This window comes from Ekhidna sp. (genome assembly GCF_040223195.1).
In the GTDB taxonomy this organism is placed as follows: domain Bacteria; phylum Bacteroidota; class Bacteroidia; order Cytophagales; family Cyclobacteriaceae; genus Ekhidna.
Map to the genome: position 1 here is coordinate 28,824 of NZ_JAVKDX010000022.1, position 13,777 is coordinate 42,600.

Annotated in this window: 15 protein-coding genes; 3 read left to right on the forward strand and 12 right to left on the reverse strand. The window is 43.0% G+C overall.

All coding sequences use genetic code 11. The annotated features are described in order from the left end of the window. Positions 1–136: 136 nt before the first annotated feature. From dtd to RLN88_RS13735, 4 genes are read right to left on the reverse strand one after another with little or no spacing between them, the layout of a single operon-like run. Positions 137–589 (reverse strand): D-aminoacyl-tRNA deacylase, encoded by a 453-nt coding sequence (gene dtd / locus RLN88_RS13720; protein ID WP_350221983.1) that lies wholly within the window; start codon positions 587–589, stop codon positions 137–139. Next, the gene (locus RLN88_RS13725) at positions 586–1,257 is read right to left on the reverse strand and encodes an NAD-dependent epimerase/dehydratase family protein (RefSeq protein ID WP_350221984.1); all 672 of its coding nucleotides are present in this window, start codon (positions 1,255–1,257) and stop codon (positions 586–588) included. The genes dtd and RLN88_RS13725 overlap by 4 nt, the downstream gene beginning before the upstream one ends. A 31-nt stretch (positions 1,258–1,288) precedes the next feature. Continuing rightward, positions 1,289–1,684 carry a YkvA family protein gene (locus RLN88_RS13730; RefSeq protein WP_350221985.1) on the reverse strand — a complete coding sequence of 132 codons (396 nt, stop codon included), beginning with the start codon at positions 1,682–1,684 and terminating at the stop codon, positions 1,289–1,291. Positions 1,685–1,688: 4 nt separating this feature from the next. Continuing rightward, positions 1,689–2,210, reverse strand: coding sequence for a DUF7935 family protein (locus RLN88_RS13735; RefSeq protein WP_350221986.1), 522 nt, complete (start codon positions 2,208–2,210; stop codon positions 1,689–1,691). A gap of 96 nt (positions 2,211–2,306) precedes the next feature. On the opposite strand from RLN88_RS13735, the gene RLN88_RS13740 reads away from it, so the two are divergent. Further along, positions 2,307–2,588, forward strand: a complete 282-nt coding sequence (locus tag RLN88_RS13740) for a HesB/IscA family protein (protein ID WP_350221987.1) — start codon at positions 2,307–2,309, stop codon at positions 2,586–2,588. Here RLN88_RS13740 and folB read toward each other — a convergent pair. The 3 genes from folB to RLN88_RS13755 are packed head-to-tail and all read right to left on the reverse strand — an operon-like array spanning position 2,585 to position 4,767. Continuing rightward, entirely contained in the window at positions 2,585–2,935 is a 351-nt protein-coding gene (folB, locus tag RLN88_RS13745; RefSeq protein ID WP_350221988.1) for a dihydroneopterin aldolase, read from the reverse strand. The two genes, RLN88_RS13740 and folB, sit on opposite strands and share 4 nt — an antisense overlap. Before the next feature lie 3 nt (positions 2,936–2,938). Then, a complete protein-coding gene (locus RLN88_RS13750) occupies positions 2,939–3,865 on the reverse strand; it encodes a DivIVA domain-containing protein (protein WP_350221989.1) in 927 nt (308 codons plus the stop codon). Further along, complete coding sequence (locus RLN88_RS13755) at positions 3,862–4,767, reverse strand: WD40 repeat domain-containing protein (protein WP_350221990.1); 906 nt, start codon at positions 4,765–4,767, stop codon at positions 3,862–3,864. Before RLN88_RS13755 ends, RLN88_RS13750 begins: the two co-directional genes overlap by 4 nt. 29 nt (positions 4,768–4,796) lie before the next feature. On the opposite strand from RLN88_RS13755, the gene RLN88_RS13760 reads away from it, so the two are divergent. Continuing rightward, a complete protein-coding gene (locus RLN88_RS13760; RefSeq protein ID WP_350221991.1) occupies positions 4,797–5,402 on the forward strand; it encodes a 4'-phosphopantetheinyl transferase family protein in 606 nt (201 codons plus the stop codon). On the opposite strand, the gene RLN88_RS13765 is transcribed toward RLN88_RS13760, so the two are convergent. From RLN88_RS13765 to RLN88_RS13785, 5 genes are all read right to left on the reverse strand, one after another. Then, positions 5,403–6,356, reverse strand: coding sequence for a hypothetical protein (locus RLN88_RS13765; protein WP_350221992.1), 954 nt, complete (start codon positions 6,354–6,356; stop codon positions 5,403–5,405). Further along, positions 6,353–7,204, reverse strand: coding sequence for a transglutaminase-like domain-containing protein (locus tag RLN88_RS13770; protein ID WP_350221993.1), 852 nt, complete (start codon positions 7,202–7,204; stop codon positions 6,353–6,355). The genes RLN88_RS13765 and RLN88_RS13770 overlap by 4 nt, the downstream gene beginning before the upstream one ends. Before the next feature lie 141 nt (positions 7,205–7,345). Then, positions 7,346–8,974 carry an acyl-CoA carboxylase subunit beta gene (locus tag RLN88_RS13775; RefSeq protein WP_350221994.1) on the reverse strand — a complete coding sequence of 543 codons (1,629 nt, stop codon included), beginning with the start codon at positions 8,972–8,974 and terminating at the stop codon, positions 7,346–7,348. Between the two features lie 10 nt (positions 8,975–8,984). Then, on the reverse strand, positions 8,985–9,902 hold the full coding sequence (locus RLN88_RS13780) for an MlaD family protein (protein ID WP_350221995.1): 918 nt from the start codon (positions 9,900–9,902) through the stop codon (positions 8,985–8,987). A gap of 12 nt (positions 9,903–9,914) precedes the next feature. Beyond that, positions 9,915–10,715: an N-acetylmuramoyl-L-alanine amidase family protein gene (locus tag RLN88_RS13785; protein WP_350221996.1), complete on the reverse strand. Its 801-nt coding sequence runs from the start codon at positions 10,713–10,715 to the stop codon at positions 9,915–9,917. A 166-nt stretch (positions 10,716–10,881) separates the two neighbouring features. Between RLN88_RS13785 and RLN88_RS13790 the strand changes: the two genes are divergently transcribed. Beyond that, on the forward strand, positions 10,882–13,626 hold the full coding sequence (locus tag RLN88_RS13790; protein WP_350221997.1) for a putative LPS assembly protein LptD: 2,745 nt from the start codon (positions 10,882–10,884) through the stop codon (positions 13,624–13,626). Positions 13,627–13,777: the final 151 nt, after the last annotated feature.

The window sequence follows — 13,777 nt, forward strand, 5'->3', positions numbered from 1 at the left end:
TTAACCATGCTCATTTCATTCGTAATTAAGCCAGCGGATTGTGACTTGTTTCTCCTCAATCCTTTGAAAATTAGGCGCAAAGGTAACATGACCCTGACCCGCTTCAAAGGGGAATATATAAATCGACAAAAAAATATTACTGCTTATTTTTCGTGTCTATTAAAATCGTGACGGGCCCGTCATTTACAAGCGAGACCTTCATATTGGCACCAAATTCACCTATTCTTATTTCGGAAGGAATCAGGCTTTGAAATTCCGCAACGAACCCCTCATAGAGTGGAATTGCTATCTCAGGTTTGGCTGCTTGAATGTAAGATGGCCGATTGCCTTTTTTGGTGCTGGCATGTAATGTGAATTGACTTACAACCAAGGCTTCTCCGTTAACATCGAGTAGGCTATTATTCATCACTCCCTCCTTATCTGGAAATATCCTCATATTAACAATTTTCCTGCAAAGCCATTCAATATCTTCCTGATTGTCAGCTTCCTCAATTCCAAGCAAGATCAATAGGCCTGTTTCAATTTCTGATTTGATCTTACCATTAATGGTGACGGAAGCAGACAATACACGCTGGATTACTGCCCTCATGAGTATGCAATCTCTATCATTTGATTTGGAGTGTATCTCGCAAAGCCTTCTTCACTTTTTAGCGCCACCTGTATCATCGCCTTGGCTACCTCCACATCATGTATGGCACCCACTTTCTTTGTGGAGGAAATGACGAAGAAAGAAGCAATTGCGCTGATTACCTTAGCAACCTCTTCCAGAAAACGGTATTCTTCTCGGTTGCCCAGCAACAAAGAAGGTTGAAATATCTTTAGAGCCACAAGGTTCATCTTCTCCAATTCATCTTCCAATTTCCCTTTTGCTTTGTTGTAGAAGAGCGGGGATGAACTGTTGGCCCCTACAGCAGTCACAACCAGTAGTTGCTTAAAATCGGGCTGCTTGCTTGCTATTTTGGCGAATTTTAAAGGGTAGTCAACGTCTATTTTCAGAAATGCTTCTTTTGATCCGGCCCTTTTTCTGGTGGTCCCCAGCGCACAATAAAAATCGTTCGCATTCATTCTGGAAGCATGCTTGTCCAACTCATCAAAATCCTTCACAATGACCTCTACCAACTTAGGATCTTTGATTTCATGAGGTCTTCGGGAAACCACTATTACGGTGCTGTAAGCCTCTTCTTTCAAGAGGAGTCTTACCAGTTGGTTTCCTACCAAGCCTGTTGCGCCGATTACTAATGCTTTTCTTGCAGACATATTTTTTACTTAGGCGAGTAATACAAATTATCTAGTCTGCTTGTTCCCATTGGTCTTCTTCCCACTCGTTAAACTTCTTAATATCTCTGTTGAGCTTCCGCATGATCAAAAACACCACTGAAGCATCATCGGTGAATCCAAGTAAGGGGATAAAATCGGGTATTAAGTCTGTGGGAGTAATGAAGTAAACCAACGCAAAAACAATGAGTACTATAGTGGAAACCGGGAATGATCGATATTCTCCAGAAATGTGTGATTGAATCATCCTTAGCAGGATTTGGAGCTTAGACTTCATCTCCTTTAGCTCATTGGAATTTTCCGCAATGCTTCTAAGCTTGCTCCCGGCTTTTGATATAGTGGACTTGATCTGCTCCTTATCAGTAGCAGTCTTCTTTGCTTTCTCCCATATTTTTTTGGTCTTTTCCACTTGATTAAAAAACGTCCTGAATTTCTTCCTTGATATACTTAATGGCTTGCTTTGGTGTATCCATTTCTTCTCCTGCGCTGTTGTTGATAATGGCTCTTGCCAGGTCAAAACCTTTGGCCTTATCGTCCAATCCGTGGGCGGAGGAATTTATCACAGAAATGGTCTGCTCTACAGCTGTGGTGACATACGTCCAGGCACTATCCGACATATATACCTGCTGGGAAAGGTTATGGTTAAATTCATTTCTAATCTCATGAACCAAAATTTGCTGAAACTCCTCTGCTGTATAATCTGAGCTGCTCAATCTTGAAATCAGGTTGGAAGGAGTGATCCGCTCCAGTAGGAGTACAATCCGCTCGTAAGCCTGCAGGCGGATGGGGATCACAATCTCCTGGTTTTTCTGCCGCACAGTGAAGGCAATTTCGTCCAGTTGTTTTTGCAGGAACGAACGAACCAGCAGATATGCCAGATATAGAACCAGTGCGGCCGGAATCGTTATTTTCAGAAGGTCATAAACCATTTCCATGGATTGGATTGTTAAATGTTTTGGTAAACGTCAAAAATAATACTTTTACATGGAGGCTTTAAGTATTTCAAGGCCGTGTTGATAAATAATCGAGAAATGAAACCACCAGTTGAAATAACGGAACGAGCGCTGGAAGAGGTGAAAAATATTCTCCGGAATAAAGGGATTCCGGAAGGGTATGGCTTACGCATTGCCACAAAAGGCATGGGGTGCGGAGTTGGCTTCAAACTGGGGTTTGATAAGAAGAAAGAAACGGATGATGAATACTTCCAAGATGGTGTGCAAATCCTTATTCAGAAGCGTGAAATGATGTTTTTAGTAGGGAAAAAGATCGAATTCTACGATGAGTCTGATGCGAGGGGTTTTGTATTTGTTTAACCCTCCAACTCCACAGTCGCCTTGTGGCATAGCCCTTTGATGGGTGGGTTGTACTTGCTTATCCTAACCTGCACGTGATTGATTTGTGAGAAATTTTCTTTCAGGGCTTTGATCATTTTGCCAGCCAGGTGTTCCAGCAGATTCGCATCTATGCTCATCACATTTTGCACAATCTCGTAAACTTTCTCATAATTGACAGTGCCTTCCAGTTTATCGTCTGAAGCAGCCTCAGAAAAATCCAGATCCAGCGTTACATCCACGCTGTATTTATTGCCAATCACACGCTCCTCTTCATAGTAGCCGTGACGAGCGTAGAATTCCATTCCCTCTAAGGAAACCTTCCCCATAGTTTAGTCGGTATCTAATTCGTCGAAAAACGAAACGGTTTTGGAAATGCGCGGACCCCTTCTTTCTTCCTGAGGCTCTTCATCCAACTCCTCCTCTTTGGCGGGATTACTCTCTTCTGCCTTTGGAGTCTCTGTTGGCTTAATCTCCTGCTCTTCTCTCCTTACCACCTCCCTTTCTTCAGCCTTTTGTACCATTCGCTCTTTCAGCTCTTCCGTCTTGGGGGGCTCTGTTCGGGTTGGCTCTTGCGCCACAGGCTCTGGGACCTCCGCTTTCGGCTCTTCCTTTTCTACCGGTGGGGTTTCCAATTTTTTCGTTTCGGCGTAGACTTCTGTCCTTTCTGACTTAATTCGCTCCTCGCTTTCGCGTGCCAATTGTTTAACGCGCTTCACATAGTCATCAAATCGAAATTCTTTGTTGCCCTGAGTGTTTCTTTCAACCTTTTCAATCAATGTGACCGAAAGATTTTTGAGCTCCTGGATAGCAATCTGTCTATGATTTTCAATTTCACGGTGATTTTGCTCTATACTCTTCACTGCATCCTGAAGCTCCTCGATAATCTGCCGTGCCTCCATTTCGGCCTTCTCAATCATTGCCCGCGCCTTGTTCTTGGATTCGCTTAGGAGGGCCTCCGCATTCATCTTGGTCTCCTTCATATGGAGTTCAGCCGCCTTATTGGCCTGATCGATCACATTGGCGCCTGTATCTTCGGCAGTTTTCAGGGTTTTATACAGAGAGCTTTCCACCTCTCGAAGCTTGGACACTTCCTTCTCTGCCTGCTTCAATCTCAGGTTCAGTTCCTTGTTCTCTTCCAGCATTCGTTCCCACTCATTGGATAGCGACTGTAAGAAAGCATTGACTTCATCTTTATCGTATCCTCTCAGCTTCTTCTCAAAGTCTTTCTGACGAATTTCCAGCGGTGTTATCTTCATTCTGCAAATTTAATTTCCCAAACGGAGATCGAACGATCATCGCTACAAGTTACTAACAAGTCTCGATAATTCATCCAAAGCAACTTATTAACGCTATTTCCGTGCCCGGCGTGCCTGTGTTTGTCCAGGACTTTCAGAAGTCGAAAATTGTGGGCATCCCAAAGCTTGATCGATTTATCCATGCTGGCTGTTACAAAATAGCGGCCATCTTCCCGGAACACAATATCATTTATTGTGTAGAGGTGAGCGGCGATGCTTTCCCTCAGAATAAAATCAGCCTGAGTGTCCCAAATCTTCAACTGTGCATCTCTGCCACCGGAAACGAGGTACTTACCGGAGGGATGATACCTGGACGCAAAAACAGAATTTTTATGGCCCTTCAATTCTGAAATGACATCAAGACTGGTCCTATCAATGATACGGGTAATATTATCGCTAAAACCAACAGCTACATGCTCTCCAAATGCATCAAAACTTCGTACCCGCTGATGGGTAAATTGCTTTCGGTTTTCCACGGTGAGTTCCTTGGAGAGGATCACGATTTCACCATTGGAAAGTCCGGCCCAGAGCTGGCCGTTCACAAGTTTCACGGCAAAAATCTGGTGCTGCCCCAATTGAATGGATTTAACCTCCTTCTTCGCCCTCAGATCAATCTTATGTACTCCCTGATTGTTTTGTCCCACGTACAAAAATCCCTCCTGCGCATCATAGGCGAGCGAATACACAGACCCCTTCACCTTGACAATCACCTCGCCTTCATCAGGAGATTTCAAATCCCACATCACTATCATCCCATCTCCGCCGGCAGACACAAAGCGGTCATCATCCAACGCTACAAGCGTGTAGATGCTGTCATTGTGTCCCAGAAAGGTGTGGAGTTTTTTTACTTCAATCGTGCTCATTTGGTATGCAAAAGTATTACAATTGCCGTATGCCTTTGCTACTCGATAAGCAGATTGATGACCATTCCGCATATGCCGTCTGGAATATTCAGGAAACCTTTCTGGAGCTGCCTTACCTTTCTCCCGAACCATTCCCGGCCGACCTAAATCCTGTGCGTCAGGCAGAGTGGATCGTAGGCAGAATACTCGTAAAGTCTCTCTGTGAAAAGTTTGGCATTGGGTACCAGGGAATTCGCAAATATGAAACGGGCAAGCCCTTTCTGATCGATAGCGATGCGCATATTTCCATATCGCATTCTTTCCCAATTGCTGCCGCCATGATTCATCTGGAGAGACCCTGTGGCATAGACATGGAACGCCCAAGGGCAAAGCATGAGCATGTGAAGATGAAGTACCTGCACCCCTCTGAGATGGCGTATAAGGATGATTTGAAAAAGCTCTGCGCGATCTGGTGTGCCAAAGAGGTGATCTATAAAATCTTCGGTAGAAAATTTTTGAGTTTAAAGCATGAAATCAGGGTATCATTTGAATCTGACGAAATCATAAAAGGGGAAATACTTAAAAAAGGTCATGAAGGCACCCATCAAATTTATTATGAATGGGTGAAGGATTATTTGCTGGCATTTGGGGTTTGATTAATCTCTCCTCGGAATACCTAATTCATCTATAATTGAGTACAATCTTTCCCAATCTCTATTTCGATAAGTGTCCATAGGAAAACGAGAGGTGGTTATTCCATTTTTCAACTTAAACATTATTGAAGCAGGCTCTCGATGTATTCCGCTTTGATGAATGATTTTATCAATGTCTTTTACTCGGTAGTATTTCCTGTACCAAAACCACAATCGATTCTTAATTAGGAGGAAGTCATCACTATAAGAAACATAAAAACTCCAACTACCAAACAGCCAAAAGAAAAATGCATTCAAAGCAATAAGGATAAACACTCGATCTATTGTCAGATCAACTTTATCAATAAATGACTTTGATATCATGAATAAATTCATTCCAATTAAAAAAGCAATGTTGAAAGAAATAATTCTTCCTTTCAATGAAGAAAATTTTTCTAATAGAATTTCATGCCTATTGACTGCTTTTATCTTTTGCTTCGGACTGTCTATCACCCATTCCTCATTCACAAGAGCTTTTAAAGCTTTTTTTACTCTTCCAAATCCATCATAGAGAAAATCATACATGATGATCTTCTCTCCCGTTTTTAATTCGATTATTGTTGACTCTGTATATGACCAGTAGATAAGAAATCTGAAATAAGATTTTTGATCATCATGGATCAATTCAATATGTTTTTTAGGAATTTTCCTAGTCCAGAAAAAACGCCTCAAGACAACCTCTCTTTCATTCACCATCACTTCTGGAGCTCCTCTAACATAGACAAAACCAATTATCAGGGTCATTAAGATCATTAGGTTTCCAACAATGAAAAGTGCAACACTTTCATTTCCGCTTTCGTCTCTAGCAACAACGTAAGCTAGAAATACTCCAACAGAAATTAACATGATGCCACCAAATCCAAGAGGCATAATCCAATCGTCTGCTGGGTCGCTTACTACTTTTTTTACCTTTTTCATAAACTAAAATACTGATCGTCCATCTTCTGCAGGATCATCTTCATTTCGTCTGCTTTGTGGTAGTCGCCCAGTTTTTCGAAGGACACAATCAGGTTTCTGAGTGCTCTGAGGATGATGTCGAGATTTGTACAGGGATCGTAGAAAATGTCCTTTTTTTCTAGCTGGAGGCTTTCGAGGTAGTTATCAATATCTTCCCTGGTAAAGACCAACCCACGATTGAATACATTGATGTAAAACGATTCCTCCCCCACTTGATAGGTGAGAATGAACAGATTCGGAAGATTCACCCCGAAAATGGGCAAATCCATCTTTTGCGCCAGCAGCAAATACACCGCACACAAAGAAATCGGATTCCCTTTTTTGGTCTCCAGCACCGAATTAATCATTGAATTGGCAGGGGAGTGAAAGTTTTTCGTGTTTGCCCTGAACTTAAATTTGTTGAAGAAGACTTCATTAAACACCTTAATCCGATCGTATGGTGTCATTTTATCTTCCATGTGCCGCCACAGTTCATGATAGAGTTGGTCAAGCTGCCTACTCAATTCGTCCTTTTCCAAATCCGGATAGAGATAGGTGGCCACAATCCACAGTCCCTCCAGAAGATTGTCTTCATGATTATCTTTCCACTCAAGAAAGCGCTCTTTCAGAAGCTCAAACTGAAGTTCATGAACCAAATCTTCGATTTTTCCCTGTATGATCGGATTGAAGGTGCTCTCCCACTCCTGCTCCAGCAATGGGATGACACTGGTGCCTATAGACATAATTTTCTGTTCTACATGAGAAACCACCTCATGATCTTCATCGTCCAGCAGGACTACCAGGGCTTTTATTTCAGATTCTTTGAACAACTTTTGAATGAATGATTTTTTGAATTATGAATTATTAAGGTCTCGTATTCTTTCTAGCTCTCGATAAAACTGACAATATCTCTGTTACTTCCATCTTAAAATCTGATTCAGTCATTCCTTCATTCTACATTCAAAACCTAGCTACGTTTGGATGACACCCACGTTCATGCGCTCTTCAATTGGTGCATGATTCGCCATTTCAATTCCTCTGGAAATCACACTTCTGGTCTCCTTTGGGTCAATGATCCCGTCTACCCACAACCTGGAAGCAGCGTAGTATGGGCTCAGCTTTTCATTATAAGAATCCTCTATTTTCTTTAGCTGAGCTTTTTGTTCCTCATCGGTCAGTTCCTGTCCTTTTGCCTTTGCTGACGCAATCTCAATTTGCAGTAATGTTTTCGCCGCTGATCCACCACTCATTACAGCAATCTCAGCCGTTGGCCAGGCATAGATCAATCGCGGATCATAGGCTTTTCCGCACATGGCGTAGTTGCCTGCCCCATACGAGCTGCCCATCACTATGCTGAATTTTGGAACTACTGAGTTGGAGACAGCATTCACCATTTTTGCTCCGTCTTTGATAATGCCACCATGTTCGGACCTGGACCCCACCATGAATCCATTTACATCGTGCAAAAAAACTAATGGAATCTTCCGCTGATTGCAGTTCATGATGAAGCGTGCGGCCTTGTCTGCAGAATCGGAGTAGATCACTCCTCCCATCTGCATCTCTCCTTTTTTGGTTTTTACCACCTTGCGCTGGTTTGCCACGATTCCCACGCTCCAGCCATCGATGCGTCCATATCCGCATACTATGGATTTTCCGTAGAGCTCTTTGTATTGGTCAAATTCTGAATCATCCACCAGGCACTTGATCACTTCCACCACGTCATATTGAATGCCCCTGCTGGCAGGGAATTCACCATAAATATCTTCCAGCTTCCTTTTCGGGACTTTGCTTTCCGCCCTGTTGAATCCGGCTGTTTCAGGCTCACCTACTTTATCAAAAATCTTCCTGATAGCATCAAGTGCTGCTTTGTCGTCAGGAAATTTGTTGTCTGTCACACCCGATATCTCGCAGTGTGTCGTGGCTCCTCCCAGTGTCTCATTATCGATATCCTCTCCGATGGCAGATTTGACCAGATAGCTGCCTGCAAGAAATACCGACCCTGTCCCATCCACAATCAAAGCCTCATCCGCCATGATAGGTAAATAGGCACCTCCGGCCACACAGCTTCCCATGATTGCAGCAATTTGGATGATCCCTTTGGAAGACATCACAGCATTGTTTCGAAACTGCCGACCAAAGTGCTCTTTATCCGGGAAAATCTCATCCTGCATGGGAAGGAAAACTCCGGCACTATCCACCAGGTAGATGATTGGTAAATTATTTTCCATCGAGATTTCCTGAGCCCGAAGGTTTTTCTTGGCGGTCATGGGGAACCACGCTCCTGCCTTCACAGTCGCATCATTTGCTACAATCATGCACTGCCGACCAGATACTTTTCCAATACCTGTGACCACTCCGGCGGAAGGGCAACCACCTACTTCTTTGTACATCCCATCGGCGGCAAAGGCCCCTACTTCCAGAAAATCGTTTGGATCATCCAGCAGGTATTCTATTCGCTCCCTGGCCGTGAGTTTACCTTTTTTGTGATGGGATTCAATTTTGCTCTCCCCACCTCCAAGCTTCACTTTTTTCAGGCGTTCGTTTAGTTTGTATACCAACTGCTTGTTGGCATCTTCATTTTTATTGAATTGAATGTCCATCAAATTTTCGCTACTCACCTTCCTGAGAAATCCCTTTTAGCTTCTTGTTCTTTCTACCCAATGGTCCTAAAAAATCTTTTGGGTAATTGTTGAAATGAATGATAAGCTCGTCCATATCAACCAGTAGCTGATTCAGATTGTTGTATACAGAGTCATTATTGAGAAGCTTGCCTACGGTTCCCTCATCGGATTGTACAGCCAGCAAGAGTTGATTTACATGATCAAGTGATTCGTTTACTTTTGCCAACGTTTCGGACAGAGGCACTTCATTTAGCGAGTCCATTAGCATTTTAGAACTTGAAATTAGACCCTCCAATTGCTCACTCCTATCCTTCACACTGTTGATAAGTGAGTCTGTAGAAGTCAACACCTTTTCCACCTTTAGGTTATTGACCTTATGGGTGATGGTTCCGATGGCGTATTTCAGCGTATCAACTGTTCCTTTTATGTCTGTACTGTTCAGTTCATCAAGCAACTCGTTTAGCTTGGTGATCGTGGTGTTCAGGTTATCCGCCACCGGCTCAAATTGAGAAAGCATATCGCCATCCATCTCAGAGGCCAATGTATCGCCAGGCTGAGCCCTTTCAGCAGATTTACCCACATCCAATACGATCGCTTTTCCTCCAAAAAGCCCGTCATTCGCTAGAGTCGCAGAGGCATCCTTACTGATCATCAACCCTTCATCAATATCGAAAGACACGACGATGTATCCCTTCTCCTGAACGAGTTTAAAGCCGCTAACCCTGCCAACAGGCAGCCCATTGAAATACACGGGATTGGACACATTAAGTCCGGAGACGTTGGTATAGGTTGCATAATACCTACTGGAAGGAGAGAAGAGGTCTGAGCCCCTCAAAAAATTGAACCCATAGTATAAAAGAGCTCCGGAGATAATTGTGATTAAACCAATCTTAAATTCCTTTGACACAGTTCTTAAATTTTAGTTCTGAGCATCAAATGCTTCCTTGTATTCTTTGATGGCACGATAAATTCCGGAGGCAATATAAGACTGCACTTCGGAATTATTAAGTTCCTTTTCCTCCAATGGATTGGAAAGGTAGCCAATTTCTACCAACACACTAGGCATAGCTGTGCTCCACATTAAGTAAAGACTGGATTGCTTTACCCCATAGCTTTTGCGGCCCGCTCTGGTGGTCAACTGGTCATCAATGAGGCTCGCAAGCAGGAGGCTATTATCCTGAAAGGCCGATTGGGTCAAATTATAAAGGATGTAAGATTCCTCTGATTGAGGATCGAAATCGTATTTTTTCTCATAATCCTCTTCCAGCAAGATTACTGAGTTTTCCCTTTTGGCCACCTCAAGTGCCCTCTCGGTATTTTGAGAGCCCATCACATAAACCTCAGAGCCTTTTATTGCTTCCTTTCTGGAAAGTGGTGTGGTCTTTGGTAGGGAGTTTGCATGGATGGAAACAAACAAATCTGCTTCATGCTTATTGGCCATTTCCGCACGCTTGTCAAGGTCTACGAAGGTATCATCCTTTCTGGTGTAGATGATTTTCACGCCTGGCACGTTCTTTTCCACATACTCGCCCACCATCAAGGCCACTTTAAGTGCAACATCCTTTTCCTTGGTGTAGGAGCCCAATGTCCCCGGATCTTTACCACCATGACCGGCATCAATGACGATTTTGGTAACAGCAAAATTCCTTTTTCCAACCGGCTGAAATGATGCAAGAACTAAAAATAAAGTCAGTCCGATGGGTAGTACTAAGTTTCTCACGCCCTTTATTGTCTAAAATGAAATATTTTTACGCAAAAGTTAGAAAATCCGGCAAAAGCTGCAGTTTTCAAATGCTTTCATTTGCAAAAAATCTGCCAATTATGCCAAAAAATAAACATCTCAAAGATAGTTTGGTCATCATTCATTTTCAAAAAAGCGCGTTGGATTGAGGTGTCTCATTATACTTTTCTGTTTTTTTCTTTGGATTACTGCCTCAGCACAGGAGTTGGATTCATTGGCCGCTGATCTCCAGGAGGCCGAAATGATCGGGGACAGCCTGATTCCGGCTGATTCTGCCGCCATGGATTCCACCGCTCAATCATCTACACAAAAAAGAAGTGATGTAGAAACCACCATAAACTATAATGCCAAGGACTCACTTTTTTTCAATGTAAAAAGCCGTGAATTGTTCCTTTACGGCGATACACATATTGATTATGGGAATATTGCGCTGGATGCCGAGCGTACGGATGTAGACTGGAACAACCGAACCCTAAAGGCAAGGTATATCACCGACTCCACCGGAAAAAAGATCGGTAAACCTGTATTTACAGAAGGGCCAGACACCTATGTGACTGACGATATCATTTATAATTTTAAAACAGAGCGTGCACAGATAAAAGGAGTGATAACGGAGCAGGATGGTGGATTTATGCACGGAGAAGATGTGAAGAAAAATGCGAAAGATGAGCTTTTCATCAGAGGTGCCAAGTACACCACATGCAATCTAGAAGATCCTCACTTTTCAATTGAGTCTACCAAAATCAAAGCAATACCCAACAATAAGGTAATATCCGGTCCTTTCAACATGAAATTCAGGGATGTGCCCACTCCCCTGTTTTTTCCGTTTGGGATGTTTCCCCAACCCAAGGAGAAATCGTCCGGGATCATCGTACCATCCTACGGTGAAGAGCGAAGAAGGGGTTTTTTCCTTAGAAATGGCGGGTATTATTTTGCGATCAGCGACTATGTGGATTTGAGGCTGACCGGGGATATTTACTCCAAAGGTGGCAATGCAGTAAATGCAGTTTCAAACTACTACAAAAGATACGCTTTTAGAGGAACATTTAACTTTTCCTATGTCAACTCTGTGTCGGATGAAATAGAAAACCCGCTTCAAACCAAAGACTACAGTTTGCGGTGGAATCATTCACCGGAATCGCGGGGAAACTCCTCTTTTTCCGCCTCGGTAAATGCCGCCACATCCAGCTACAATAGGAACAACAATTTGGTTGTTCAGGACTTCAATCGAAGTATCAATTCGCAGCTGGCATCCAGTATTAGCTATCGAAAAATCTTTGCTGGCACACCCTTCAATATGTCCACCAACCTGAGGCACAGTCAAAACCTGAATACTGGCATAGTAAACTTAACCCTGCCTGACCTTACGATCAATATGAATAGGTTATATCCATTCAAGGGGGTTGTCAGCTCCAATAAATCACCGCTTTCAAAGCTCAACTTTAGCCACAATTTCGTAGCAAAAAACGATCTGTCTAACAATAGAGTCTCGAGTTCTACTTTTAGCAATATCAATGTGTTAAACAAATCTGCCCGTTCAGATTCTGTCATCACATTCAACAATGAAAACTTGGGGGAGATATTTGACCGGTCGCAGCTTGGGGGCAAGCACACCATCCCGATCTCTACATCCATGAGTGTGCTCAAGTATTTCACCATAAACCCTACCTTCAACTATGAGGAGCTGTGGTACACAAAGGAACTTCAATATGAATATATACAAGCTGAAAATGGGATCAGGATTGATACCGTAGATGGGTTTAGCAGGGCAGGCAGTTGGTCCACTGGTGCTTCCCTGAACACACGGGTTTATGGAACAGCATTTTTTAAAAAGGGCAAAATACAGGCCATCAGGCATGTAATGACTCCTAGTGTTTCTTTTAGCTACAACCCGGATTTTTCGGATCCGAAATATGGCGTTTATCAAGATTTAAGGGTTGATGCCGAGGGCAACACGCGGCGTGTGAGCAGATATGAAGGCTTTGCTTATGGCTCTCCCTCAGGTGGGGAAAGTAAGACTTTGGGTTTCTCCCTTTCCAACAACATTGAAATGAAAGTGGCAAGTAAGAAAGATACGGTCAATGGTTTCAAGAAAGTGAAGTTGTTTGAAAACCTGGGGATAAGTTCAGGATATAATCTTGCCGCAGACTCTTTCAAGCTTAGCAACATTAATATCAATGCCAGAACCAGTTTGCTTGACGGAAAAATCTCGCTAAACTTCACAGGTTCTATCGATCCCTATGAGTATTTGCTAATTTCAGAAAGTGTCAATCCTCAAGGGGTAAGATCCGTAAGGCAAAGGAGGCTTGACAGATATGCCTGGAACAACGGCAATGGAATCGGCCAGCTTTCAAATATGAATACATCCATCAGTTTTAATCTGGCCCCCAAAGGATCAAACAGCCAAAACACCGCTAACCAGAATAACCAACTTGGAGGCCTGGATCAGGGAGTGCTTCCACCGGACGAACAGGTTGGCTTTGATGGCTACTCCGACATGGAACGCCAGCAAATAGAGCATATTCAAAACAACCCGGAGATGTATGTGGATTTTGACGTGCCATGGTCTTTAAGGATGCAGTATTCCATCAATCGGACTAAGCGAGGCTTTGAAGATCCTTCCATTACCCAAAGTTTTCAGTTTAGCGGCTCCCTTGGATTGACAGACAAAACCCAAATTACCTTTAACTCCGGATATGATTTTGAAGCAAATCAGTTTACAACCACACGTTTAGGCGTTTCCAGGGATTTGCATTGCTGGACAATGAACTTCGACTGGGTGCCGTTTGGTACCTATCAGTCATACTTCCTATCTATCCGGGTAAAATCGGCTGTACTTCAGGATTTGAAGCTGGAAAAACGTAGAAGCTTCTTTGATTTCTTCAACTGACGAATCTTTCAGGGAATTGTAAAATAGCATTAAAAACCCCTCAAACCCCCGAATCCCCTATGATTCGGGGGTTTCTTTTTTACAATTAAAAAGACTTTTTCAAAGCTACTCTTACAGGTTTAAAATCATTTTTTAACAAACAAATCATGCT

Bases quoted from the DNA above. Each gene is read 5' to 3' on its own strand.
- RLN88_RS13735 (WP_350221986.1), bottom strand. From the start codon at position 2,210: ATGGAAATGGTTTATGACCTTCTGAAAATAACGATTCCGGCCGCACTG.
- RLN88_RS13775 (WP_350221994.1), bottom strand. From the start codon at position 8,974: ATGGACATTCAATTCAATAAAAATGAAGATGCCAACAAGCAGTTGGTA.
- RLN88_RS13750 (WP_350221989.1), bottom strand. From the start codon at position 3,865: ATGAAGATAACACCGCTGGAAATTCGTCAGAAAGACTTTGAGAAGAAG.
- RLN88_RS13755 (WP_350221990.1), bottom strand. From the start codon at position 4,767: ATGAGCACGATTGAAGTAAAAAAACTCCACACCTTTCTGGGACACAAT.
- folB (WP_350221988.1), bottom strand. From the start codon at position 2,935: ATGGGGAAGGTTTCCTTAGAGGGAATGGAATTCTACGCTCGTCACGGC.
- RLN88_RS13725 (WP_350221984.1), bottom strand. From the start codon at position 1,257: ATGTCTGCAAGAAAAGCATTAGTAATCGGCGCAACAGGCTTGGTAGGA.
- dtd (WP_350221983.1), bottom strand. From the start codon at position 589: ATGAGGGCAGTAATCCAGCGTGTATTGTCTGCTTCCGTCACCATTAAT.
- RLN88_RS13760 (WP_350221991.1), top strand. From the start codon at position 4,797: ATGCCTTTGCTACTCGATAAGCAGATTGATGACCATTCCGCATATGCC.
- RLN88_RS13740 (WP_350221987.1), top strand. From the start codon at position 2,307: ATGAAACCACCAGTTGAAATAACGGAACGAGCGCTGGAAGAGGTGAAA.
- RLN88_RS13765 (WP_350221992.1), bottom strand. From the start codon at position 6,356: ATGAAAAAGGTAAAAAAAGTAGTAAGCGACCCAGCAGACGATTGGATT.